17 protein-coding genes and 1 pseudogene are annotated in these 23,893 nt (G+C 73.2%); 12 read left to right on the top strand and 6 right to left on the bottom strand.

Annotation, left to right across the window (positions count from 1 at the left end; all coding sequences use genetic code 11):
* Positions 1-10: 10 nt before the first annotated feature.
* From clpB to HFV08_RS10855, 6 genes are all read left to right on the top strand, one after another.
* Positions 11-2,620, top strand: a complete 2,610-nt coding sequence (gene clpB / locus HFV08_RS10880) for an ATP-dependent chaperone ClpB (protein ID WP_168538263.1) — start codon at positions 11-13, stop codon at positions 2,618-2,620.
* A gap of 135 nt (positions 2,621-2,755) precedes the next feature.
* Entirely contained in the window at positions 2,756-3,340 is a 585-nt protein-coding gene (locus HFV08_RS10875; protein ID WP_312885509.1) for a hypothetical protein, read from the top strand.
* 103 nt (positions 3,341-3,443) lie between these two features.
* Positions 3,444-3,959 carry a hypothetical protein gene (locus tag HFV08_RS10870; RefSeq protein WP_168538261.1) on the top strand — a complete coding sequence of 172 codons (516 nt, stop codon included), beginning with the start codon at positions 3,444-3,446 and terminating at the stop codon, positions 3,957-3,959.
* Between the two features lie 224 nt (positions 3,960-4,183).
* On the top strand, positions 4,184-4,747 hold the full coding sequence (locus tag HFV08_RS10865; RefSeq protein ID WP_312885508.1) for a type III secretion system chaperone family protein: 564 nt from the start codon (positions 4,184-4,186) through the stop codon (positions 4,745-4,747).
* A 397-nt stretch (positions 4,748-5,144) separates the two neighbouring features.
* Entirely contained in the window at positions 5,145-5,669 is a 525-nt protein-coding gene (locus HFV08_RS10860) for a sigma-70 family RNA polymerase sigma factor (protein WP_210430137.1), read from the top strand.
* Positions 5,666-6,418 (top strand): anti-sigma factor, encoded by a 753-nt coding sequence (locus HFV08_RS10855; RefSeq protein ID WP_168538259.1) that lies wholly within the window; start codon positions 5,666-5,668, stop codon positions 6,416-6,418. Before HFV08_RS10860 ends, HFV08_RS10855 begins: the two co-directional genes overlap by 4 nt.
* A 375-nt stretch (positions 6,419-6,793) precedes the next feature.
* Here HFV08_RS10855 and HFV08_RS10850 read toward each other — a convergent pair whose 3' ends face one another.
* The 4 genes from HFV08_RS10850 to HFV08_RS10835 all read right to left on the bottom strand — a co-directional run bounded on the left by HFV08_RS10850 (position 6,794) and on the right by HFV08_RS10835 (position 11,233).
* Positions 6,794-7,648: a DUF1295 domain-containing protein gene (locus tag HFV08_RS10850; protein ID WP_376770601.1), complete on the bottom strand. Its 855-nt coding sequence runs from the start codon at positions 7,646-7,648 to the stop codon at positions 6,794-6,796.
* On the bottom strand, positions 7,645-9,048 hold the full coding sequence (locus HFV08_RS10845) for a class I SAM-dependent methyltransferase (RefSeq protein ID WP_168538257.1): 1,404 nt from the start codon (positions 9,046-9,048) through the stop codon (positions 7,645-7,647). Before HFV08_RS10845 ends, HFV08_RS10850 begins: the two co-directional genes overlap by 4 nt.
* A 68-nt stretch (positions 9,049-9,116) precedes the next feature.
* Positions 9,117-9,839: a DUF1365 domain-containing protein gene (locus HFV08_RS10840; RefSeq protein ID WP_168538526.1), complete on the bottom strand. Its 723-nt coding sequence runs from the start codon at positions 9,837-9,839 to the stop codon at positions 9,117-9,119.
* A gap of 50 nt (positions 9,840-9,889) precedes the next feature.
* A complete protein-coding gene (locus HFV08_RS10835; protein ID WP_168538255.1) occupies positions 9,890-11,233 on the bottom strand; it encodes an NAD(P)/FAD-dependent oxidoreductase in 1,344 nt (447 codons plus the stop codon).
* 266 nt (positions 11,234-11,499) lie between these two features.
* On the opposite strand from HFV08_RS10835, the gene HFV08_RS10830 reads away from it, so the two are divergent.
* Both HFV08_RS10830 and HFV08_RS10825 read left to right on the top strand, forming a co-directional pair.
* Positions 11,500-13,152, top strand: a complete 1,653-nt coding sequence (locus HFV08_RS10830) for a molybdopterin-dependent oxidoreductase (protein WP_168538524.1) — start codon at positions 11,500-11,502, stop codon at positions 13,150-13,152.
* 119 nt (positions 13,153-13,271) lie between these two features.
* Positions 13,272-13,919, top strand: a complete 648-nt coding sequence (locus HFV08_RS10825; protein ID WP_168538253.1) for a fasciclin domain-containing protein — start codon at positions 13,272-13,274, stop codon at positions 13,917-13,919.
* 117 nt (positions 13,920-14,036) lie between these two features.
* Here the strand turns inward: HFV08_RS10825 and HFV08_RS10820 are convergent, their stop codons facing one another.
* Entirely contained in the window at positions 14,037-15,107 is a 1,071-nt protein-coding gene (locus HFV08_RS10820) for an esterase/lipase family protein (RefSeq protein ID WP_168538251.1), read from the bottom strand.
* Between the two features lie 669 nt (positions 15,108-15,776).
* On the opposite strand from HFV08_RS10820, the pseudogene HFV08_RS10815 reads away from it, so the two are divergent.
* Positions 15,777-17,083: pseudogene (locus HFV08_RS10815) on the top strand (extracellular catalytic domain type 1 short-chain-length polyhydroxyalkanoate depolymerase); the annotation flags it as partial.
* 73 nt (positions 17,084-17,156) lie between these two features.
* The gene (locus tag HFV08_RS10810) at positions 17,157-18,638 is read left to right on the top strand and encodes a 3-hydroxybutyrate oligomer hydrolase family protein (protein ID WP_168538247.1); all 1,482 of its coding nucleotides are present in this window, start codon (positions 17,157-17,159) and stop codon (positions 18,636-18,638) included.
* Positions 18,639-18,739: 101 nt separating this feature from the next.
* Here HFV08_RS10810 and HFV08_RS10805 read toward each other — a convergent pair whose 3' ends face one another.
* Positions 18,740-19,906: a pyridoxal phosphate-dependent aminotransferase gene (locus tag HFV08_RS10805; RefSeq protein ID WP_168538245.1), complete on the bottom strand. Its 1,167-nt coding sequence runs from the start codon at positions 19,904-19,906 to the stop codon at positions 18,740-18,742.
* A gap of 1,378 nt (positions 19,907-21,284) precedes the next feature.
* Here HFV08_RS10805 and HFV08_RS10795 point away from each other — a divergent pair.
* Both HFV08_RS10795 and HFV08_RS10790 read left to right on the top strand, forming a co-directional pair.
* Positions 21,285-21,803, top strand: a complete 519-nt coding sequence (locus tag HFV08_RS10795; protein ID WP_040250401.1) for a DUF2617 family protein — start codon at positions 21,285-21,287, stop codon at positions 21,801-21,803.
* Positions 21,804-21,884: 81 nt separating this feature from the next.
* Positions 21,885-23,666: a polyamine aminopropyltransferase gene (locus tag HFV08_RS10790; RefSeq protein WP_168538244.1), complete on the top strand. Its 1,782-nt coding sequence runs from the start codon at positions 21,885-21,887 to the stop codon at positions 23,664-23,666.
* Positions 23,667-23,893 lie beyond the last annotated feature (227 nt).

The following is a 23,893-nucleotide window of genomic DNA, read 5'->3' as shown; positions in this document are numbered from 1 at the left end:
AAACAGGACAGTGGACGCCGAGCTGACCAACAGAAGCCGGGACGCGATCAACGCGGCCAGCAGCCGTGCCGTGGCGGACGGCCACGCCGACCTGACCCCGGCGCATCTGCTCCTCGCGCTGCTCGCGGGGCGGGCCAACGAGAACATCACCGACCTGCTCACCGCCGTCGAGGCCGACCAGGCGGCGGTACGCGAGGGCGCCGAGCGCCTGCTCGGGCAGCTGCCGAGCGTCACCGGTTCCACGGTGGCCCCGCCGGGGCCCGACCGGGAGCTGCTCGCCGTACTCGCCGAGGCGGACCGGCAGGCCGGGGAGCTCGGCGACGAGTACCTGTCGACGGAGCATCTGCTGATCGGTATCGCCGGCAAGGGCGGCCGCGCCGGGGACGTACTCACCGAGCAGGGTGCGAGTGAGAAGAAGCTGCTGGCCGCATTCCAGAAGAGCAGGGGAGGACGACGGGTGACGACGCCCGATCCGGAGGGCAGCTACAAGGCCCTGGAGAAGTTCGGCACCGATTTCACCGCCGCCGCCCGCGAGGGCAGGCTCGACCCGGTCATCGGGCGGGACCAGGAGATCCGGCGCGTGGTGCAGGTGCTGTCCCGCCGCACCAAGAACAACCCGGTGCTCATCGGTGAGCCCGGCGTCGGCAAGACCGCCGTCGTGGAGGGCCTCGCGCAGCGGATCGTGAAGGGCGACGTGCCCGAGTCGCTGAAGAACAAGCGGCTGGTCTCGCTGGACCTCGGCGCGATGGTGGCCGGGGCCAAGTACCGCGGCGAGTTCGAGGAGCGGCTGAAGACCGTCCTCGGCGAGATCAAGGACAGCGACGGGCAGATCATCACCTTCATCGACGAGCTGCACACCGTCGTCGGCGCGGGCGCGGGCGGCGACTCCTCGATGGACGCGGGCAACATGCTCAAGCCCATGCTGGCCCGCGGCGAGCTGCGCATGGTCGGCGCGACCACCCTGGACGAGTACCGCGAGCGGATCGAGAAGGACCCGGCCCTGGAGCGCCGCTTCCAGCAGGTCCTGGTCGCCGAACCCAGCGTGGCCGACTCCATCGCCATCCTGCGCGGGCTCAAGGGCCGCTACGAGGCCCACCACAAGGTGCAGATCGCGGACAGCGCGCTGGTCGCCGCGGCCGCGCTCTCCGACCGGTACATCACCTCCCGCTTCCTGCCCGACAAGGCCATCGACCTGGTCGACGAGGCGGCCTCCCGGCTGCGGATGGAGATCGACTCCTCGCCCGTCGAGATCGACGAACTCCAGCGCGCCGTCGACCGGTTGAAGATGGAGGAGCTGGCCCTCAGCAAGGAGACCGACAAGGCGAGCATCGAGCGCCTGGAGCGGCTGCGGCGCGATCTCGCCGACAAGGAGGAGGAGTTGCGCGGGCTCGGCGCCCGCTGGGAGAAGGAGAAGCAGTCCCTCAACCGGGTCGGTGAGCTGAAGGAGAAGCTCGACGGACTGCGCGGCCAGGCCGAACGCGCCCAGCGCGACGGCGACTTCGACACCGCCTCCAAGCTCCTCTACGGCGAGATCCCGGCCGTGGAGCGGGACTTGGAGGAGGCCTCGGCCGCCGAGGAGGAGGCCGCCGCGGACACCATGGTCAAGGAGGAGGTCGGCCCCGACGACATCGCGGACGTGGTCGGCTCCTGGACCGGCATCCCGGCCGGACGCCTCCTGGAGGGCGAGACCCAGAAACTCCTGCGCATGGAGGAGGAGTTGGGCAAGCGGCTGATCGGGCAGGGCGAGGCGGTGCGCGCGGTCTCCGACGCGGTACGCCGCACCCGGGCCGGAATCGCCGATCCGGACCGCCCCACCGGCTCCTTCCTCTTCCTCGGCCCGACCGGCGTCGGAAAGACCGAACTCGCCAAGGCTCTCGCCGACTTCCTCTTCGACGACGAACGCGCCATGGTCCGCATCGACATGAGCGAGTACGGCGAGAAGCACAGCGTGGCCCGCCTGGTCGGCGCCCCGCCCGGCTACGTCGGCTACGAGGAGGGCGGCCAGCTCACCGAGGCGGTACGCAGGCGCCCGTACTCGGTGGTGCTGCTCGACGAGGTGGAGAAGGCGCACCCCGAGGTCTTCGACGTCCTCCTCCAGGTCCTGGACGACGGCCGCCTGACGGACGGTCAGGGCCGCACCGTCGACTTCCGCAACACCATCCTGATCCTCACCTCCAACCTCGGCAGCCAGTACCTCGTCGACCCGACGCTCTCCGAGGCCGAGAAGCGGGGACAGGTCCTGGAGGTCGTCCGCTCCTCCTTCAAGCCGGAGTTCCTCAACCGCCTGGACGACCTGGTCGTCTTCGCCGCGCTCACCCAGGAGGAGCTGACCCGCATCGCCCGCCTCCAGGTCGACCGCCTCGCCCGCAGACTCGCCGACCGCAGGCTCACCCTGGAGGTCACCGACGCCGCCCTCGCCTGGCTCGCCCGCGAGGGCAACGACCCGGCCTACGGCGCCCGCCCACTGCGCCGCCTCGTCCAGACCGCCATCGGCGACCGCCTCGCCAAGGAGATCCTCTCCGGCGAGGTCAAGGACGGCGACACGGTACGGGTGGACGACGCGGGGCCGGGGGGTCTGATCGTCGGGGCGGGCACGGGGGGTGGGGGCAAGAGCCTCTGAGCTGCCGGTCCGGACGGGCCTGCTCCCGCGCGGGGAGTCGTGCGGGGCGGGCCCTGGCCGGTCAACTTCCTTGAGCGTCAGTAGGGTTGGGGGCTGTTGTGCTCTCGGGCCCGGGGGCGACGAGGGGAGGGACCGGTGAACGTCGCGTTTCTCCGAGGAGTGCGGCCGCCGGAGCTTCGCCGTATGTCCTTGTTGCTGGGCGCAGTTGCCCTCACCGTTCTGCCGACAGGCTGCTCATCGGCGCGGACCGACACCGAGAAGCTCGGCTACGAGCCCAGGGTGCGCGCGGCCGAAGAGGCGGAGCGGGAAGTGAACGAGATGTCCAGCAAGCTTCTGGACGCGATGGGTGTCAAGGGCCGCACCACGGACTCCGGGGCCATGACCGGCCCATGCGGAGCCGTCGATCCCGAGATGAAGAAGTACTACTCGGTGGCCCATCCCTGGTCGGTGTACGACCTTCGGGAAGGGACGTTCGACGAGGCCATGCGGAATCTTCGGGAGCAGCTCCCCCGGTGGGGCTGGAAGATCACGAAGGACGGCGAGACGGAGTCGCTCGCCAAGAACCCCGAGATCGTGGCCGTGCACACCAGGAGCCATCACACCGTGACGATCGAATGGGCCAGGAAGAGGTCGAACGGCCTGAAGCCGCTGATCAGCGTCGACGTCGGTTCGCGCTGCTACCGGGCTCCGGAGGGAACCGACCTCTCGACGGAGGGCTGACGCACACCCGGGCCGCGCTCAGGCACCCATGACGGAAGGCAGGCAGTTGTCGTTGCGGGGGAACGAGCCGTCCCGTCCCGGTCGGGGATCGTCCGCCGGGGCAGTGCTGCTCGTCGCGGCCGGGCTCGCCCTGACAGCAGGTTGTTCTTCCGCCGGGACGAGCGAGAACTCGTCGGGCCACGAGCCGAAGTCCCGGTCCGTCCAGGCGGTCGAGTCCGAGATCGCGAAGCTGTCCAGCACGGTCCGCGACACCCTGCGCATCAAGGCCAGAGCCACCGAGTCGGGCCCGTACGCGGATCGTTGCGAGTCCGCGGGTGAGGAGTCGGGGAAGCTGTATCGGGTCACGCACCCCTGGTCGGCGTACGGCGTGGGAAACGAGGTGCTGGAGCAGGGCATGGCGCACCTTCGTGAGGATCTTCCCCGGCGCGGCTGGAAGGTGGTGAAGGTCGGTGAGGACGGCAGCCGGAACAAGAACATGCAGATTCTGGCGGTCCATCTGAGGACACGCAGCCAGGCCGAGATCACCTGGCTCAAGGGGCTCGACGGGCACGAGGCCCTGATCGAGGTGGACGTGTACTCACGGTGCTTCCGGTCGGAAAGAGGTCCGGATGAGGAGTGAGGCCGAGCTGCGAGGCGCCTGCCTGTCCTTCGGTGACTTCTCTTCCGCGGCCATCGGAGCCCGGGGTGGCGCGGGTCCGGCAGCGGCGGGGAAGCCCGCCCCCGCCCCCGAACACGCTGAGAGCTGAATACCGCCGCTCGGTGCGGCGCGCGGCTCGGCGGGGGTTGCCAGTACCCGGCCGGGATGGGGGAGGATGGCGGGATCCGTATGAAGGGAAGAACACGGTGACCATCGACCCCTCCTCGATTCCGAACTTCGGGGGACAGCCAGAGCCGCAGTCCGGAGGTCCGGCGGGGCCCGTCGTCCCGGACCAGGACCTCGTCAAGCAGCTCCTCGAACAGATGGAGCTGAAGTACGTCACCGACGAGGAGGGCGACCTCGCCGCCCCGTGGGAGGACTTCCGTACGTACTTCATGTTCCGCGGTGAGGCGGAGCAGCAGGTCTTCTCGGTGCGGACGTTCTACGACCGGCCGCACCAGATCGAGGACAAGCAGCAGCTCCTGGAGGCCGCCGACGACTGGAACCGCCGCACCCTGTGGCCCAAGGTCTACAGCCACACCCACGACGACGGCACCGTCCGCCTCATCGGCGAGGCGCAGATGCTGATCGGCACCGGTGTCGCCCTGGAGCACTTCGTCTCCTCCACGGTCAGCTGGGTGCGCGCGGCGATCGAGTTCGACCGCTGGCTCGTCGAGCAGCTCGGCCTGGAGAAGTCCGTGAGCGGCGAGGACGGTGAGGCGGGCGAGGACGGCCCGGCCGCCGGAAGCGGCGAGCAGGACAACACCTGAGCGAGCGGTACGCCGCGTACGCCGCGTACGCCTAGCCGGGCGGCGCGGCGGGCGCGGTGCCAGGAGCGGCATCAGGAAGCCCGGCCCGGGCACCGGTGGACACCGGTGCGGGGCCGGGCTCCGGTGTGTGTGGGGCGCGAGGGGCCGGGCTCCGGTGCCCGTGGGGGCGCGACGGGGCGGGCTCCGGTGGGTGCGTGGCGGGCGGTCGCCGGTGTCGGAGGATGGGCGGGGCGGAGGGGACGGTCCGGGACCAATCCACCGGGCCTCGGGCTCCGAATCAGTCGTGTATCCGTCCTCTGCCGCCGCTCGGCAGAGCCGTCGTCCTGGAGGGCACCGCGTGAGAGAACCAGCACGTCTTGGAGTCCCCTCGGCCCCGGGGCCCAGCCTCGAGGAGCAGATGGGTCTGGTCGCCCGCGGGGACCAGGAGGCCTTCGGGGCCGTGTACGACGCGGTCTGCGGCCCGGTACTGGGCCTGGTCCGCAGTGTGCTGCGCGATCCGGCGCAGTCCGAGGAGGTCGCCCAGGAAGTCCTCGTGGAGGTGTGGCGGACCGCCGCCGCCTACCGCGAGAACCGGGGCAGCGCCATGAACTGGGTCCTGACGATGGCACACCGCCGTGCCGTGGACCGGGTGCGTTCGGCGCAGGCCGCCACCGACCGGGAGCAGCGTGCCGCGCTCCTGGACCGTACGCCCGCCTTCGACGAGGTGGCCGAGCAGGTCGAGGCGCGGTTGGAACGCGAGCAGGTGCGGCGCTGTATGCGCTCGCTGACCGAACTCCAGCGCCAGTCCGTGTCGTTGGCGTACTACCGCGGGCTGACCTATCGCGAGGTCGCCGAACTGCTCACCGTGCCGCTCGGCACCGTCAAGACCCGTCTGCGGGACGGTCTCATCCGCCTGCGCGACTGCCTGGGGGTGACGGCATGACCGTCGCGGATCTGCACACGCTGACCGGCGCGTACGCCCTGCACGCCCTGCCCGAGGACGAGCGGGAGGCCTTCGAGCACCACCTCTCGGACTGCGAGGCCTGCGCGCAGGAGGTGAAGGAGCTGGCGGCCACGGCCGGACGCCTGGGACTGGCCGTGACCGTCACCCCGCCGCCCGCCATGAAGGAGGCGGTCCTGCGCACCGTCGCGCAGGTGCGCCAGGAGGTCCCGGGCCACGGGCACCCGGTGCACCACGCGTCCGTCCCGGGGCGGGCCCGCAGGCTCTCCCGCCTCGTGCTCGCCGCCTGCCTCGCGGCGGCGGCCGGGCTCGGCGGGGTGGCGGTCTGGCAGTACGACCGCGCCGACCAGGCCCGCGAGGAGGCCCGGCAGGCGCAGGACCGGGCGGACGCGGTGGCCGAGGTGCTCGGGGCGCCGGACGCGCGGACCACCTCGGCGCGGATCGGGGACGGTGCGAGCGGCACCGTGGTGGTCTCCCGCAGCCGGGACAAGGCGGTCTTCGTGGGCGCGGGGCTGGCCCGTCCGGCGGAGGGCAAGGTGTACCAGCTCTGGTTCGACGACCACGGTGCGATGCGCCCGGCCGGGCTGATCGACTCGGACCGGACCGCGGACACCGTGCTGATGGCCGGCCGGATCGGCGACGCCTCGGGCATGGGCATCACGGTCGAACCCGCGGGCGGCTCGAAGCAGCCGACCTCGGACCCGGTGGCGCTGATGGAACTGCCCGCCTGAGCCCCGGCGAGCGCCCTGCCTTCCGGCGAGCGTCCCGCCTTCCGGCGAGCGCCCCGCCTCCCGGCGCGCCGCGTACGACCGCGGGCCCGGTCCGGACACCCGCCCCGGACCGGGCCCGCTGCTGTTCACCGCCGGGCGGGGCCCGCCGCCGTTCACCGCCGGGCGGGCCCGCCGCCGTTCACCACCGGGTACGGGCACACCGCGTACGAAGGCACCGGATACGGAGGCCCGCCCCCACGCCCGCCCGCGGCGAGCCGCATCCGCCCGCGGCGAGCCGCATCCGCGCGAGGCGAGCCACATCCGCGCGAGGCCGAGGCGGCGCGGATCCCAGACCTCAGATCCCAGACCCTCCCGCGCCCGGCCCCGCCCCGCCCCTCACCCCCGCCGCGGCGGCCGGGGGAAGAAGCCGCTGGTGCGGGCGGCGTACTCGGGGTAGCCGGGGCGTTCGGCCATGTGCTGTTCCAGGAGGCGCTTGCCGCTGCCGACGGTGAGCAGCAGGCTCATCACCACGGGGGAGACCAGGACCGCCGCGGCCACCGGCACCTGCTCCGAGGCGCACAGGAACAGGCCCCACCAGACGCAGAAGTCGCCGAAGTAGTTGGGGTGCCGGGTCCAGCTCCACAGGCCGCGGTCCATGAGGCGGCCGCGGTGGGCCGGGTCGGCCTTGAAGCGGGCGAGCTGGTGGTCGCCGACCGCCTCGAAGAAGAGGCCGAGCGCCCACACCGCGGTGCCCGCCCAGGCCACCGGGCCGGGGAGGCCGGGCAGCAGCATCGCCGCCTGCACCGGCAGCGAGATCAGCCAGACCAGGGCGCCCTGGAGCAGGTACACCTTCCGCAGGGCGTACAGGGCGGGGCTGCCGGGCGCCTTGGCGAGCATCTTCGCGTAGCGGGGGTCCTCGCCGTGGCCCCGGCCGCGCCGGGCGATGTGGACGGCAAGGCGCAGCCCCCAGACGCAGGTCAGCGCGGCGACCAGGGCCTGGCGCACCCCGTCGCCCTCGCCCCGGCCCGCGGCGTGGGCCCAGGCGGCGAGCGCGACCGCGGCGAAGGCGGCACCCCAGGCGACGTCGACCACCCGGTGCACCCCGAGGCGCAGCGCCACCGCGAAGGTCGCGAGCATCACCAGGAGCGCGGCGCCCGCGGCCACCGCGAGCCCCTGCCCGAAGACGGACCAGGGGAAGGAGTCCCCGCCGCCCGCGGTGACGGTGAGCGCGGTTCCGGCCGGGCCCGTCACGCGGCGTCCCCGGTGTCCGGGCCGCCCGCGGTGAACCCGGCGTTCCCGGTGTCCGTGCCGCCCACCGTGTACCAGCGGACCGGGTCGGCGGGCAGCCCGCTGGCGCCGTCCGCCGCGCGGCGGACGCAGACGATCTGGTCCACGCCCATCCGGCCCTCCGCGAAGGCGAGGGCGCCGCCGACCAGGTAGAGCCGCCAGACGCGGGCGGTCTCCTCGCCGAGGAGGGCGGTGAACTCGGCCCAGCGCTCCTCCAGGGTGCGGTGCCAGACCCCGACCGTGCGGACGTAGTGCTCGCGCAGCGACTGCACCGAGACCACCTCCAGGTCCGCGCCCTCCAGGAGGCCGATGGTCTCGCCGAGGGGGCGCATGTGCATGTCCGGCGCGATGTACGTCTCGATGAAGGCGCCGCCGCCGGGGGCGACCGAACCCCGCGACATCTGCTGCACGAAGACCCGCCCGCCGGGCCGTACGAGGCCGTGCAGGGCGGCGGTGAACTGCGGGTACTCGGCGTCGCCGACGTGTTCGCCCATCTCCACGGTGGCCACCGCGTCGTAGCCGCCGCCGGTGATGTCGCGCCAGTGGCGGCACTCGACGTCGACCAGTTCGCCGAGGCCGCGGGCGGCGACCTCGGCCGCGACGTGGGCGGCCTGCTCGGCGGCGAGGGTGACCGCGGTGACCTTCACGCCGTGCTCGGCCGCCGCGTACAGGGTGAGCGAGCCCCAGCCGCAGCCGATGTCGAGCAGTCGGCTGCCGGGCCCCAAGTCCAGCTTGCGGCAGATGAGTTCGAGCTTGGCGCGCTGGGCGAGGCGGCCGGCCTCGGCGGTGTCGCCGTCCTCGGGGTCCGCGGTGCCCTCGGCCCAGTAGCCGCAGGAGTAGGCCATGGTCTCGTCGAGGAGCAGCCGGTAGAAGTCGTTGGAGAGGTCGTAGTGGTGGCTGATCGCGGCGCGGTCGCGGGTGGTGCTGTGCAGCGCGCCGCTGAGCCGGGCCCGGGAGGCCGGGACGGGCGGCCGGGGGCCGAGCGCGCCGAGGCGGGCGGCCGAGGCGAGGGCGCCCGCGCGGTCGCCGAGCCCCAGCTTCGGCGGGTGCAGGGCGCCCTCCCGGGCCGCCCGCCACATCAGCCGCAGGCCCTGAGCGAGGTCGCCCTCGACATCGATCTCGCCGGTCACATAGGCCTCGGCCAGGCCGAGTTCACCGGGCTCCCAGAGCAGGCGGCGCAGGGCGCGCCGGGAGCGCAGCACGACGACCGGGCCGCCGCCGGGGCCGTACTCGCTGCCGTCCCAGGCGCGCAGCCGCAGGGGCAGGGGGCCGCCGAGCGCCTTCTCCACGAGGGCGCCGAGGCGGGGCGCCGCGCCCCTGGGGGGCCGCTGCCGCGGGGTCTGGGTACGAACGCTGGTGGTCACCGGGGGTCACTCCTTGGTGCGGGGTACAGGTCGAACGGGTCGAACGGGTCGAGCGGGTGGGGCGGTGGTCAGCGCATGCCCTCCTGGGGCGGGTGCGCCGGGCGGCTGCGGATCGGCAGGCCGCGCAGGAAGAGCCGGATACCGTGCACCCGGATGGCGAGGGCGACCGCGATCGTGGACAGCGGATGCCGAACGGCCAGGCGGGCGAGGTGACTTCGGGAGGCGGGCCGGCGTTCGCCGGTCACCCGGGCCACGAACGGCCGCTCTCCCGAACGGTCCAGACGGATCGTCAGATCGAGGGCGGCACCGGGCTCGGGCAGCCGCATCCGGTAGGAGCCGTCCACCGGGAAGAACGGCGAGACGTAGAACTCCTTGTGCACCTCGGCCACTTGGTCCTCGCCGGGGTGCAGCAGATAGCAGTGCCGCTCGCCGTAGGTGTTGTGCACCTCGGCGACCACGCAGCTGAGGGTGCCGTCCGGGCGGTGGCACCAGTACAGGGTGAGCGGGTTGAAGACGAAGCCGAGGACGCGGGCGTGCGCCAGCATCAGGACCCGGCCGCCGTCCAGATCCACCCCGCGCGAGGCGAGGAAGGCGTCCAGTTTGGCCCGCAGGGTGCCCGCCGAGGGGCCGAAGTGGTCCCGCCCCTCGAAGCGGGCCAGCATCCCGAAGGGGCCCCGCGGGCGCGGCGGGTGGTCCGGGTCGATCAGCCACAGGTACGTGCGGTGCCGCAACCGGTGGCGTACCGGCGCGGTGCGGACATGGGTGATCGTGCACGGGTAGAGCGCGGGCACGACCGCCTCGCCCGTGTGCTTGCCGGACTCGGCGGCCCGGGCCGCGGCGCTCACCACTCCACCCCCAGCCGCCGGGCCGCCGCGACCCCCGACCGGCAGCCGTCCTCGTGGAAGCCCCAGCCGTCGTAGGCGCCCGCGAAGGCGAGCGACCGGCCGCCGAGCGCGGGCAGTTCGTCGCGTGCGGCCACCGACTCCGGCGTGTGCACCGGGTGTTCGTACGACATCCGGGCCAAGACGCGCTCCTGGTCGACGAGTTCGTCGCCGCCGAGGGTGACCACATAGGTCTCCTCGGTGTCCAGCTGCTGCAGGCGGGTCATGTCGTAGCTGACCCGCACCCGGTCGCTGCCCGCGGTGCAGTCGGGCAGCAGGTAGTTCCAGGAGGCGCGGGCGCCCGGGGCGCGCGGCAGCTGGGAGGCGTCGGTGTGCAGCAGCGTGCTGTTGGCGGTGTAGGGCAGCGCGCCGAGGACCCGCCGCTCCTCCTCGGTGGGCTCGGCGAGCAGCCGCAGCGCCTGGTCGGGGTGGGTGGCGATCACCGCCGAGTCGTACGCCGCCCGCTCGCCGCCCGCGGTGTCCACCTCGACGCCGTCCGCGTGCCGGTGCACCGCCCGTACCGGCGTGGAGGTGCGCACCGAGCCGAGCTGCTTGGCGATCCGGTCCACGTACTCCCGTGAACCGCCGGTGATGGTGCGCCAGGTGGGGGAGTCGCCCACCGAGAGCATGCCGTGGTGCTCCAGGAAGGTGAAGAGGAAGCGGGCCGGGTAGCGGCGGGCCGTGGCGGTGTCGCAGGACCAGACGCAGGAGACCAGCGGGGTCGCGAAGTGCGCCGTGAAGTAGGCGGAGAAACCGCCCTGTTCGAGGAACTCGCCCAGCGTCGGACCGGCGTCCGCCCCGTCCGGCCCGGCCGTGGAGCGGTCGGCGAGCAGCCGCCGGGCGGCCCGGTGGAAGCGCGGGACCTCGGCCAGCATCCGCAGGAAGCGCGGATTGCCGAGGCTCCTCGGCTGCGCGAAGAGACCCCGCGGGCCGCGCGCGCCCGCGTATTCGAGGCCGCAGCCCTCGCACCGCACCGACATGCTCATCTCCGACTCCTGCGTGGCGACGCCCAGTTCGCCGAGCAGCCGCAGGAAGTGCGGATAGGTGCGCCGGTTGTGCACGATGAAACCGGAGTCGACCCGGTGCGCGCGCCCGTCCCGCGCGGTCACCTCGTGGGTGTGCGCGTGGCCGCCGAGCCGGTCGTCCGCCTCGTACAGCGTCACGTCGTGGGACCGGGACAGTACGTACGCGGCGCTCAGCCCGGCTATCCCGCTGCCGATCACCGCCGTACGCGGCCTGCCCGTGCCGCCCGGCCGCGGCCCCGGCTCCCGCCGCGCCCGCGTCTGGTCTGACGACGCCGTCATCGTGCCCCTTCCTCCGTGCCGTACCGCGCACCGCCCCCGGGCCCCTGAATCGGGGCCGGCGGCAGCACGCCTGCCTCGGCAGTCCTTCGGAGCCGCAGGGGCCACGGATTGGTCGATTCCGCGAAAGTCATCCGCAGGGATGAACCCGGAAGGCGGGACCAATCCGCGGGCCGCCCTGCCCCGAATGGCCTGACGTGAGCGAAGACCAGGCACACCCGGAGCACGACGCCGAGACCGTCGGCGCGCTGCCCCGCCGCGAGCGGGCACTGCGCGCCGTTCTCGGCGCGGTCAGCGGGCTGCTCGCGGCCTTCGCGGCCCTGTGCGTGGCCGAGTTGGTCTCGGCGCTGCTGCGCCCGGAGGCCTCCCCGGTCACCGCGGTCGGCGGCGCGGTCATCGACCGCACCCCGACCGGGGTCAAGGACTGGGCGATCCGCAACTTCGGCACCAACGACAAACTCGTCCTCCAGCTCGGCATCCTCGTCCTGCTGGCCCTCTTCGCCCTGGTCATCGGCGCCCTGTCGGTGCCCTACCCGCTCCTCGGAGCCCTCGGCGTACTGGCCTTCGGGATCCTCGGCTCCGTCGCCGCGGCGAACCGGCCCGCCGCCCGCACCACCGACTTCGTCCCCTCGCTGGTGGGCGCGCTGGCCGGGGCGGTGCTCCTGTACGTCCTCGGCTCGCTGCTCTCCGCGCGGCGACTGTGGCCGCCGGTGGTGCCGTTCCGCCGGACGCCCGCCGCGGCGGGCACGGCCCCGGCTGCCGACGAGACTCCGGCTGCCGACGAGACTCCGGCTGCCGGTGAGACCCCGGCTGCCGACCGGACCCCGGCCCCCTTCGACCGGCGCAGGTTCGTGGTGCTCGCCACCGCCGCCGCGGCAGTCTCGGCGGGCGCCGGAGTGGGCGGCCGGGCGGTGAACGCCTCCGGCAACCGGGAGGCCGCCGCCGCCCGCGAGTCCATCCGGCTGCCCCGGCCCGCCTCCCCGGCCCGGCCGCTGCCGAAGGGCGTCGACCTCGGAGTGAAGGGCATGTTCCCCTTCGTCACCCCCAACCGCGACTTCTACCGCGTGGACACCGCCCTGGTGGTGCCGAAGGTGGACGCGGACAGCTGGCGGCTGCGGCTGCACGGCAAGGGTGTGCGCCGGGAGTTGGAGATCGGCTACCAGGACCTGCTGCGCCGCGAGCTGATCGAGCGGGACATCACGCTGACCTGCGTCTCCAACGAGGTGGGCGGCAAGTACGTGGGTACCGCCCGCTGGATCGGCGTACGCCTCGCGGACCTGCTGCGGGAGGCCGGGGTGAAGCCGCCGTCCGAGGGCGGGCCGGCCAACCAGCTGGTCGCCAGGTCGGTCGACGGGATGACCCTGGGCAGCCCGGTGGACACCGTCATGGACGGCCGGGACGCGATGCTCGCCGTCGGCATGAACGGCGAACCGCTCCCCTTCGACCACGGCTTCCCGGTCCGCATGCTGGTGCCCGGCCTCTACGGCTACGTCTCGGCCTGCAAGTGGCTGAAGGAACTCGAACTGACCACCTTCGACGACTTCGACGCGTACTGGGTGCGCAAGTCCTGGTCCCGCGAGGCGCCGATCAAGACCCAGGCGCGGATCGACACCCCCCGGCCGTTCTCCTCCCCACGCAAGGGCACCGTCGCGGTCGCCGGGGTGGCCTGGGCGCAGCACCGCGGCATCGCCAAGGTCGAGGTGCGGGTGGACGGCGGCGACTGGCAGCGCGCCGAACTGGCCACCGAGGCCAACAAGGACACCTGGCGCCAATGGAGTTGGGAGTGGCCGGCCACCTCCGGCAACCACACCCTCGAAGCCCGCGCGACCGACGGCGAGGGCGCCACCCAGACCTCCCGCCGCCAGGGCACCGTGCCCGACGGCGCGACCGGCTGGCACTCGGTGGTGGTCACCGTGCCATGAGCCCCCGCACGAGAAGACCGAGCCGACCCCGTACCTCCCGCGCGTCCCCTGCGTGCCGGTACGGGCGTTTCCTGAACCTTTTCCGTTTCACGATCGAAACCCGTTTGAAGGAGAGCACCATGCGCAAGCCCCGTCTCAGCAAGGTCGCCGTCGCCGTCACCGCGGCCGCCCTGCTGCCCCTGTCCCTGGCCGCCTGTTCGGACGACAGCGACGACAAGGACACCAAGTCGGACTCGTCCTCGTCCGCCAAGCCCTCCTCGCCGGACAAGGGTTCCGACACCTCCGCGATGTCCGAGCCCTTCGGCCCGGCCTGCGGCACCGTGCCGAAGTCGGGCAAGGGCTCCTTCGACGGCATGTCGAAGGACCCGGTGGCCACCGCCGCCTCCAACAACCCGGCGCTGTCCACCCTCGTGACCGCCGTGAAGAAGGCCGGACTGGTCGACACCCTCAACAACACCGACAACCTGACGGTGTTCGCGCCGACCAACGACGCCTTCGCGAAGATCCCGAAGGCCGACCTGGACAAGGTGCTCGCCGACAAGGAGCAGCTGACCAAGATCCTGACCTACCACGTCGTCCCGCAGCGCCTGAAGCCCACCCAGATGGACAACGGCAACTTCACCACCCTGGAGAAGTCGAAGGTGAAGACCTCGGGCTCCGGTGAGTCCTACGAGGTCAACGACGCCTCGAAGGTGGTCTGCGGCAACGTCCAGACCTCCAACGCCAACGTCTACATCATCGACACCGTCCTGATGCCCAAGAGCTGACCGCCCCCAGGTCCCCCGTCCCGACCACTGCCCGGGACGGGATGCAGGACGGGCCCCCGCCACCGTGTGACCGGTGGCGGGGGCCCTTGCCGTAACCGCCGTGCGGGCGTGGGGTGTTCAGCCCTCGGCCGCGTACTCCTTGAGCGCGGGCTCCTTGTCGACCCAGCGCACATCGAGGAAGGCGGCGAGGATGTCCTTCACGATGAGGATGCCCGCGGCCATCTTCGCCTCGTCCACCCCCTCGAACCAGTAGCGCGAACAGCCGCCCCTGTCGGCCCTGTCGAGGTCGGCGGGGCCCTCGTGGTCCAGGGCGTCGGTGACCAGCGCATGCACGCCCGCGTCGAAGAGCTGCCCCATGTGGCCGACCAGGCGGCCCGGACAGAGCTGCTGCACCTGGAGGTTGGCGGCACCGGGGAAGCGGGTGGCGCCGGGCGCCGGGAAGATGACCTCGTCGGTGTCGGAGCCGATCGAGGTGAACGAGGGCCCGGCGGCGAGCGGTTCACGGATCAGCGCCTGCACGAAGTCCGAGGAGGCCTTGAACTGCCAGGCGGAGTCGGGGCACCGCCCGGCCACGCAGGCGAGGTCGCCGAAGAGGCCGCCGCTGTGCGGGGCGCCGAGGCCGATGATGTCGTCGACCTTGCCCGCGAGATCCGGCCAGAACCGCAGCGCCCAGGCGTTGAGCAGCCCGCCCTGGCTGTGCCCGATCACCGAGACCTTGCGCCCGCTGACCTCGTGCATCCGGCGCAGCGCGTAGACCACGTACTCCGCGGTGACCTGCATGTCGGTGGTCCCGGAGTCCGGCAGGTCCTCGATCACGCAGACCGCGTGCCCCCGCTCCCGCAGCACCTTCTGATAGCCCCAGCTCCAGGCCTGGTCGGCGCTCTCGACGGTGCCGGGGGTCAGCAGTACCGGCGTCCGCGCCGAGCCGGCCAGATCCGCCGAGCACGTGAGGTTCGCGGCCAGCGTCGCGACGGGGGTCTCCAGCGGCGGGCCGCCCGGGTCCGCGGAGCTCGTCGGGGCCGTGGAGTCCGCGGATTCCGCGGATTTCGCCGACTTCACGGAGTCCGCGGAGCCGGGTACGGGGCGGGGCACCGGGTTCCGGTCCGCCGCGGCCTGGGCGGCGGCCGGAGTCAGGGTGCCGAGGCCCAGAACTGCCGCCAGGAGCAAGGGAATCGCGCGCGTCTTCATGTCAGCCGTGCCTCTCTCGATGTGCGGCGGGTACCGCACCGCGCGGGGGTGCCCGCGCCGGTCGGTGCGTCATGCCGGTGCCGGTGCCGGTGCCGGTGCTGGTGTGGGTGGGGCGGCGGGGTGCCCGGGGTGCCACGGGTCCACTCAAGCGAACCCGCGCCACGCCGGAGTTCTTTTCGTCCGACGGACAGCCGCTTCGCCGCATACCTCCGCATGCGGATCCTCCGGGTCCGCCTGGGGGTGCCCGGAGTCTGCCTGAGCGCTGACTGAGGTCTGTCCGGGGGCCGCCGGAGGTCTGCCCGGGGGTCGACTCGACTGCCGGGACGGCCGGTCGCTCGCCGCGAGGCCGTCGCCACGCCTCGAGGCCGCCGCCCGTCGCTCGCCGTGAGGCCGTCGCCCGCCGAGGGCTGTCGTCTGCCGCGAGGCCGCCGCCCGCCCAACTCCGGTGCCCTGCGCGCCTATCAGGCCCTCCGGTCCCGGGCAACCCCCGGTGCTCACCCAGGCCCGGCCTCGGCTGTGGTGCACGGTCCCATACCGGCTGCCCTGGCCCCGCTCCTACGGTTCCGGGAGCCGGGACCGCCCCGCCCCGGCCACGGCAGGGCCCCGGGGCCCGCCACCGCCACCGCACGCCACGCCACCGAGGGAGCCGCCATGCCGAACTTCCACTCCGGGCGCGACCGGGCATCCCGCCCGACCCGACTGCCCTTGCGCCGCAGGGCAGTTCGCCGACTGCTCGCCGTGCCCGCGCTGGTGCTCTGCGGGGTGCTCGCCGCCCCGGCCGCCTCCGCCGCGCCCGCGCCGATGGCCCAGGGCGGCTCCACTCCCGCCGCGGGCACGGCCGGTGCGCAGCCCGCCGGTCACCGGGCCGCCGAGCTGACCAAGGTGCCGGACTTCGGTGCCAATCCCGGTGCGCTGAGCATGTACGTCCACCGGCCCGCGAACCTGCCCGCGAACCCGCCGGTGGTGGTCGCCCTGCACGGCTGCACCCAGAACGCGCAGGTCTACGCCGACAACTCCGGGCTGCCCGAACTCGCCGAGCGCGAGGGCTTCCTGCTCGTCCTCGCGGAGACCAGCACCGCCAACAACCTCACCAAGTGCTTCAACTGGTTCCAGGCCACCGACAACCGCCGGGACCAGGGCGAGGCCGCCTCGATCCGGCAGATGGCCGCGCACGCCGTCTCCGCCTACGGGGCCGACTCCTCCCGCGTCTTCGTCACCGGGCTCTCCGCCGGGGGCGCCATGACCTCGGTGATGCTCGGCGCCTACCCCGACGTCTTCTCCGCGGGCGCGGTCGTCGCCGGGCTCCCGTACGAGTGCACCAAGGACAGCAGCCCGTACCTGTGCATGAATCCGGGGGTCGACCTCAGCCCCGAGCAGTGGGCCGAGCGGGTCCGCGCGGCGAACCCCTCCTGGAACGGGCCCTGGCCCCGGGTGGCCATCTGGCACGGCGAGAAGGACACCACCGTCGCCCCGCGCAACGCCGACGAACTCCGGGACCAGTGGACGGCCCTGCACGGCCTCTCCCAGACCCCGGACCGGGTCGGCAGCATCGGCCCCAACTCCACCCGCCAGGAGGAGTACGTGGGTACGGACGGCAAGGTCGCCGTCGAGGTCGACCGGGTGCCCGGCATCGGTCACGGCACCCCCGTCGACCCCGGAACCGGCGCCGAACAGTGCGGCAGCACCGGCGCCCCATACTTCCTGGCCTCGATCTGCTCCAGCCACTGGATCGCCAAGTTCTTCGGCCTGAGCGGCTCCTGACCTTTTCCCCGGCCCTGGCCTGTCCCTCAACTGCCGGTCCTCAAGCGGGTGTTGGCGGCGCGTCCGCCGTCAACACCCGCTCGACCGGCAGAGGCAGGGGGTGGGGATGGGGCTGGAGCTGGGCCGACGGCAGCGAACGGCTCAGGGCCAGGGACAACTCACCCTCCCCACACCGCCTTCCGACAGCACGCAAAAGCAACTTCCCGTCGCTGTAAGGCACTTCACACCCGTACTGCACGTCTCCCCATACCCCCGTACCCCGTACGCACTTCGCCCCCGGAGGCCCGTATGCCGTTCCCCGGCACTCCCGCAGGACGGCCACGCCGCCGCCCCCGTGCCCTGCGGTGCCTGCTCGCGGTGGCCGCACTCGGGCTGCCGCTGGCCGTCGCCGCCCCGCCCTCCGTCGCGGCACCGGCGGGGGAGGGCGCCGCGGCGAAGTCGCGGACGGACGCCCACTGCGCGCGGCAGGGGCAGCTCCGCGTCCCCGGCGCCGCGCACCAACAGACCGCCTGCCTGGCCGAGTTGACCACCGCGGGCACCACCGGCTCCGGGCACACCGACCCCGCCGACTGGGCCGGGCTGACCCCCGCGGGCCTGGCCGTGCCCCGCGGCGTCCCCGGCCTCCAGATCGACGGCTACTTCCCCGACACCTCCACCTCCAACACCAACCACGGCTGGAACCACGACTCCCAGTTCGTGATCCGGCTGCCCGACCGCTGGAACGGCGGCCTCGTCGTCTCCGGCACCCCCGGCAACCGCGAGCAGTACGCCAACGACCGCGCCATCGCCGACTGGGTGCTCTCCCGCGGCTACGCCTTCGCCGCCACCGACAAGGGCAACACCGGCGCCGCCTTCCACCGCGACGGCCGCCGCCCCGGCGACGCGGTCGCCGAATGGAACCACCGGCTGACCCAACTCACCCGCGCCACGAAGGCGTTGACCACCCAGCGCTACGGCAGGCCCCCGTCCCGCACCCTCGCCACCGGCCTCTCCAACGGCGGCTACCTGGTGCGCTGGCAGCTGGAGAACCACCCCGAGCTGTACGACGGCGGCGTCGACTGGGAGGGCACCCTCTGGCGCGCCGAGGGCCCGAACCTCCTCGGCTTCCTGCCGCCCGTACTGCGCCACTACCCGGACTACGCGGCGGGCGGACCGGGTGCCGGGCGCGCCCGCGAGGCGCTGTACGCGGCGGGCCAGCCGCGCGGCTCGGAGTTCCTGTGGCCGTACCACCACCAGAACTACTGGGACCTCACCCAGCGTGTCTACCGCGAGGAGTTCGACCCCGGCTACGACGGGGCCACCGAGGCGGGCACCCCGTACTGCACCCCCGGCACCCCGCACTGCGACGCCGACTACGCCTACGCCGACCGGCCCCCGCGGGTCCACCGCGCCGTCCAGCGGATCGCCCTCACCGGCCGCCTCGGCAAGCCCCTGCTGACCCTGCACGGCACTCTCGACGTCCTGCTGCCCATCAGCCGGGACTCCGACGTCTACGCCCGGATGGTGAAGCAGGCGGGGCGCGGCGCCCTGCACCGCTACTACCGCATCGAGGACGGCACCCACACCGACGCCCTCGCCGACACCTTCCCCGACCGCCTCCGCCCCCTCCTGCCCTGCCACCGCTCCGCCTTCACCGCCCTGGAGACCTGGCTCGGCCACGGCACACCCCCACCCCCGAGCCACACGGTCCCGCGCCCGCCGGGGGCCGGTCCGGGGGAGCTGCTGCGGGAGTGCGCGCTGGACGGTGCGGGGGACTCGGGGGCGCACTGAACCCGCCTGCGGGGCAAGGCCGTTCGGAGCACGCGGGCTGTCCGGGCGGCCGTGCCCAGCGGTCCGTACGGCCGTGCCCCAGCGGCTCGTACGACCCTGCCTCAGCGCCCCAGTCCCGCCAGGCGCTCCGCCGCATCCGTCAAGGTCTCGTGGCGCTTGCAGAAGGCGAATCTGACCTGGGTGCGGCCCGCCTCCGGGTCGTCGTGGAAGACCGAGTTGGGGACGGCGACCACCCCGCAGCGCTCCGGCAGCGCGAGGCAGAAGGCCACGCCGTCCTTCTCGCCCAGCGGTGAGACATCGGTCGTGATGAAGTACGTGCCCTGCGGGCGGTGCACCGCGAAGCCCGCCCGCGCCAGCCCCGCGGCCAGCAGGTCCCGCTTGCCGCGCAGATCCTCGCGGAAGCCGGTGAAGTAGGAGTCCGGCAGCGCCAGGGCCTCGGCGACGGCGTACTGGAAGGGGCCGGCTGAGACGAAGGTCAGATACTGCTTGGCGGTCCGCACGGCGGCCACCAGAGCGGGGCAAGCGGTCACCCAGCCGACCTTCCAGCCGGTGAACGAGAAGGTCTTGCCCGCCGAGGAGATCGACACCGTACGCTCGCGCATGCCGGGCAGCGAGATCAGCGGGATGTGCTCGCCCTCGAAGACCAGGTGCTCGTACACCTCGTCGGTGACCACCAGGAGATCGTGCGCCACGGCGATCTCCGCGAGGGCCAGGGCCTCCTCGCGGGTGAGGACCATACCGGTCGGATTGTGCGGGGAGTTGAGCAGCAGCAGGCGGGTGCGCGGGGTGATCGCGTCCCGCAGCCGGTCCAGGTCGGGGCGGAAATCGGGGGCGCGCAGGGTCAGCGGGACCCGGGTGGCCCCGGCCATGGCGATGCTCGCGGCATAGGAGTCGTAGAACGGTTCGAAGGCGATGACCTCGTCGCCCGGTTCGAGCAGGGCCAGCATCGAGGCGGCGATCGCCTCGGTGGCCCCCGCGGTCACCAGGATCTCGGAGTCGGGGTCGAAGTCCAGCCCGTAGAACCGCTGTTGGTGTGCGGCGATCGCGGCGCGCAGCTCGGGGACGCCGGGGCCGGGCGGGTACTGGTTGCCGCGGCCGTCGCGCAGGGCACGTACCGCCGCCTCGCGGACCTCCTCGGGGCCGTCCGTGTCGGGGAAGCCCTGACCCAGGTTGATCGCCCCGGTCTTCACCGCCAGCGCCGACATCTCCGCGAAGATCGTGGAGCCGTGCCCCGCCAGCCTCCGGTTCAGCAGCGGCCTGTCACCCATCGCTCCACCCATCCTCGGCACCGTCCTCGTATCCGTTCCCGTATCCGTCCTCGCCAGGGGCTCCGCCCCGCCTCATGCTGCCAGCCTCCGGCGCCCGCGGCCGCCCGTCCCGACCGAACCGGGAAAGCTCTGGGAAAGCTCAGTTTCCCCCGCCGAACCTCTGGAGTTCCTCAACTCGCCTTTGAGACCGCACCCCTTCGGGAATCTTCGGGACAGCCGCGCGGAAAAGAAGATCCGTACGCCGGAACCCGGAGACGGGCAGTTCTCCGCGGACCGGGAGCACGGGAGAAGGCGTTATCGCGCGGCACAAGCGGAATCACGAGCGGAACCGGAAGGGGAAGGGGCGGGGAGCGCCGGAACCGGAATGCGGGAAAGACGCTCAGAAGTGAACTGACAAGCGGAAGCCGAAGCAGGCGAACGCGTCAGAAGTGGCGGCGAAGTCGTCGGAAGTGGCAAGGCCGCCGGAATCGCCTGCGCAGGAAAGGACCGGCCCTCCCGGCCGGTACGGGGGAAAGGAAGAGGTGGTTTCCATGCTGCTGTGGAGCATCGGAGGGATGATCGTGGTACTCGTCGTGATCGGCGCACTCTCCCTGCAGGTCTCCTCACGCAGAGGGGCCGGAAAGAGCTGGTACGCGGACGGGCACGACCCCTCGCGCCGCCGCTCCCGCCGCCGTGGCGTGGGAGGCGGCACGGCCGGAGGCGGCGCCGTCGGTGGATACGTCTGCGGCGGTGGAGGCTCCTCCTCGTGCGGCGGCGGCTCGTCCTGCGGCGGGGGCTCCTCCTGCGGTGGCGGCGGAGGCGGCTGCGGCGGCGGTGGCGGCGGCTGCGGCGGAGGCGGCGGCTGACCGGCCGCACTCCCGCGGCACAGGACCGGGCGGGGCGACTGCCCGGATCCCGCGGGGAGATCCACCGGACCATGTGAGGCGCCCTCCCGCCTCACGCGCAGACGACCGGGTGCCGTCACGGGGCAGCACCCGGCCCGGGCCGGACGGCGCAGGGGGGACAGGTCCGGCCCGCGCGGGCCCGCGGCGCGAGAGCGGGCCCGCACACGGCCGGTACGGGGGAACGGGGGAACGGGGGAAACGAACCGGCCACAAGAAGCGTCCGTCGGGAACCGTATCCGGCGGGCGCTTCGTCATGGCGGGAGAACAGGTGAACTGTGCAGCCCTCGGGGGGATGGAAATCCTACGAAGTTGGGTAAAATCGCTGTGGCGGCAGCGCAGTTCATGATTCCCTCTACGCGTCAGCGCAGCCCTCGGAACAACTCGTGGGCACGAGCCGGCACCACCGATCTCCCGGTCCTCTCCGGGCCGATCCGCGGTCCCCACGCCGGGAAGCGCCGGCCTCAACTCCTCAGCGTGCTTAGCGGAGCCGACCCATGCTCACGACCCTGAACACCGCCTATTCAGACACGCGCGCGGACGACCTCGCCTGGGCCCTTGGGCGCGAACCACTGCCCGCGCTCGCCTCCCTCGACCTTGAACTCTCAAACGTCCGCCTCCAGTTGCGACTCCTCGGCGCCTCCCACCAAGTCATCCTCGAACAGGAGGAAGGCATTTGCTCGGAGACCGTCGCCTGCATCCCGGGCAGCCGCACCCCCTTACCCCTCGGTGTCGCCAAGCGCATCGGCGACCGCGAATACGAATTCGCCGCCCGCGTCGAGACCCTCTCCCAGGGGCAGTTCGCGGGCCGCGCCCAGGAACTCATCGCCCTCGTCTCCGAGCATCCGCACGGCCTCGCCGGAGTCTTCCCCGGCAGCCCCTACGCCTTCACCGCCCTCCTCGCCCAGTGCCACGACGGCCAAGTCCACTGGCGCACCTGGCACGCCTACCCGCAGGACGGTCAACTCGTCGCCACCCGCACCCGGGTGGGCGCCCCCGTCACCGCCGCCCTCTGAACACCCCCTCGCCCAGGCGCTGTCCGGAATCACGTGTGTGGGTGACCGGACGGCCCCGGACGGTGACGTAGCGTTCCCCGGGTGATCGAACCGCCCACCGCCGTCCGCCCCCGCCCCGACAGGAGCGGCCGCACCCCGGCCCCCCTGCCGGTACGGGAGCGGACCGGACGCCTCCTCGTCCTCGCGGGCGTCTTCGTCTGCGCGGCCTGCGGACTCGTCTACGAACTCGAACTCGTCGCCCTCGCCTCCTACTTGATCGGCGACTCGGTCACCCAGGCCTCCGTCGTGCTCTCCGTCATGGTCTTCGCCATGGGCATCGGCTCCCTGCTCGCCAAACGCCTCCGCCCCCGCGCCGCCGTCGCCTTCGGCGCCCTCGAAGCCCTCCTCGCCCTCGTCGGCGGCCTCAGCGCCATGGCCCTCTACGCCGTCTTCGCCTGGACCGGCGGCTGGGGCGGCGCCTGGGCCGAAGGCTCCCGCTGGCTCCTCGTCGCCTTCTCCCTCGCCATCGGCCTGCTCATCGGCGCCGAAGTACCCCTGCTCATGGTGCTCATCCAGCGCATCCGGCGACAGGACGCGGGCGGCGCCGTCGCCGACCTCTTCGCCGCCGACTACGTCGGCGCCCTCGTCGGCGGACTCGCCTTCCCCTTCCTCCTCCTGCCGCGCCTCGGCCAGCTCACCGGCGCCCTCCTCACCGGCAGCGTCAACGCCGTCGCCGGCGCCGCCCTCGTCCTCGGCCTCTTCCGCCGCGACGTCAGCCCCCGCGCCCGGCGCGCCCTGCTCGCCGCCAACCTCGCCGTCCTGCTGATCCTCGGCACCGCCGCCGCCCTCGTCGACGACTTCGAACGCGCCGCCCGCAGAGCCGTCTACGGCGACGGCGTACGCGTCGCCCTGCGCACCGGACAGCAGGAAGTCGTCCTCACCGGCGGACCCGACGGCCCCCTCGACCTCTTCCTCGACGGACGCCTGCGGGCCAGCGCCCGCGACGGACGCCGCTACCACGAAGCCCTCGTCCACCCCGCCATGAACGGCCCGCACACCCGCGTCCTGATCCTCGGCGGCGGTGACGGCCTCGCCGCCCGCGAAGTGCTGCGCCACCGGGACGTCCGGCGCGTGGACATCGTCGAGGCCGACCCCGGCGTCACCGCCCTCGCCCGCACCGACCCCGCCCTGAGCGCCCTCAACGGCCACGCCCTCCGCGACCCCCGCGTCCACCTCAGCACCGGCGACTCCTTCGCCCGGCTGCGCACCACCACCCGTACGTACGACGTCATCGTCTCGGATCTGCCCGGCCCCGGCGGCACCGCGGGCGCGAAGTTCCACTCCCAGGAGTTCTACGGCCTCGCCGCACGCCGCCTCGCCCCGCGCGGCCGCCTTCTCGTCCACGCCGGGCCCTTCGCCGCGGGCTCCCGCAGCTTCTGGACCGTCGAGGCGAGCATCCGCGCGGCGGGGCTGCGGACGGTGCCTTATCGGGTTGGGGGGTTGGGGGTCGGGGCGGGGGGTGGGTCCGCTTTGGGTGCGGGTGCGGGTGCGGGTGCGGATGGGGGATCCGGTGCGGGGTCCGGTGCGGGTTCGGTGGCTGGTCAGGGTGCGGGGTCTGGGTCGGGGTCGGGGTCGGGGTCGGGGTCGGGGTCGGGAACAGCGTCGGGGGTGGGTGCTGGCCGTGGCCGTTCTCGGGCCGCCGGGGACTGGGGGTTCGTCCTCGCCGGGCGTACGGCGCCTGTCCTCGGGCTGGACTCGGCGGGGCCGCGGCTGAGGTCCCTGGACTCGGCGGACCTCGCGGAGGGGGCTCGGGCGGCCCAGCGGGGGCGGGGTGCGGAGGCGCCGGGGCCTTCGACGTTGGTGCATCCGCGGTATGGGGGGTGAGGGGCTCGGTGTGTGGGGCTTGGTGTGTGGGGCGCGGGGTGCGGGTGCAGGTGTGCGTGCGGGTGAGCGTGCGCGCAGGTGGCGGCGGTGGGTGAGGGGCGCGGGGCGGGTGGTGCGGGTGGGGCTCGATGGTGGTGAGTGCCGGTAGGTGTCCGTGGGGTCGTGGGGCGGGGTGAGCGGCGAAAACCGGGGCGGTTGTTTCGGTTCCGGGGAGGGCATGTGGAGGG

Origin of the sequence: Streptomyces physcomitrii (assembly GCF_012273655.1) — a bacterium.
Taxonomy (GTDB): domain Bacteria; phylum Actinomycetota; class Actinomycetes; order Streptomycetales; family Streptomycetaceae; genus Streptomyces; species Streptomyces physcomitrii.
Note: the sequence above shows the minus strand (reverse complement) of the source record. Positions and strands in the feature narration are given on the sequence as shown.

Coding starts and splice junctions, on each gene's coding strand:
- HFV08_RS10805 (WP_168538245.1), bottom strand. CDS start 19,906: ATGGGTGACAGGCCGCTGCTGAACCGGAGGCTGGCGGGGCACGGCTCC.
- HFV08_RS10860 (WP_210430137.1), top strand. CDS start 5,145: ATGGGTCTGGTCGCCCGCGGGGACCAGGAGGCCTTCGGGGCCGTGTAC.
- HFV08_RS10820 (WP_168538251.1), bottom strand. CDS start 15,107: ATGAAGACGCGCGCGATTCCCTTGCTCCTGGCGGCAGTTCTGGGCCTC.
- HFV08_RS10835 (WP_168538255.1), bottom strand. CDS start 11,233: ATGACGGCGTCGTCAGACCAGACGCGGGCGCGGCGGGAGCCGGGGCCG.
- HFV08_RS10810 (WP_168538247.1), top strand. CDS start 17,157: ATGCCGTTCCCCGGCACTCCCGCAGGACGGCCACGCCGCCGCCCCCGT.
- HFV08_RS10855 (WP_168538259.1), top strand. CDS start 5,666: ATGACCGTCGCGGATCTGCACACGCTGACCGGCGCGTACGCCCTGCAC.
- HFV08_RS10795 (WP_040250401.1), top strand. CDS start 21,285: ATGCTCACGACCCTGAACACCGCCTATTCAGACACGCGCGCGGACGAC.
- HFV08_RS10825 (WP_168538253.1), top strand. CDS start 13,272: ATGCGCAAGCCCCGTCTCAGCAAGGTCGCCGTCGCCGTCACCGCGGCC.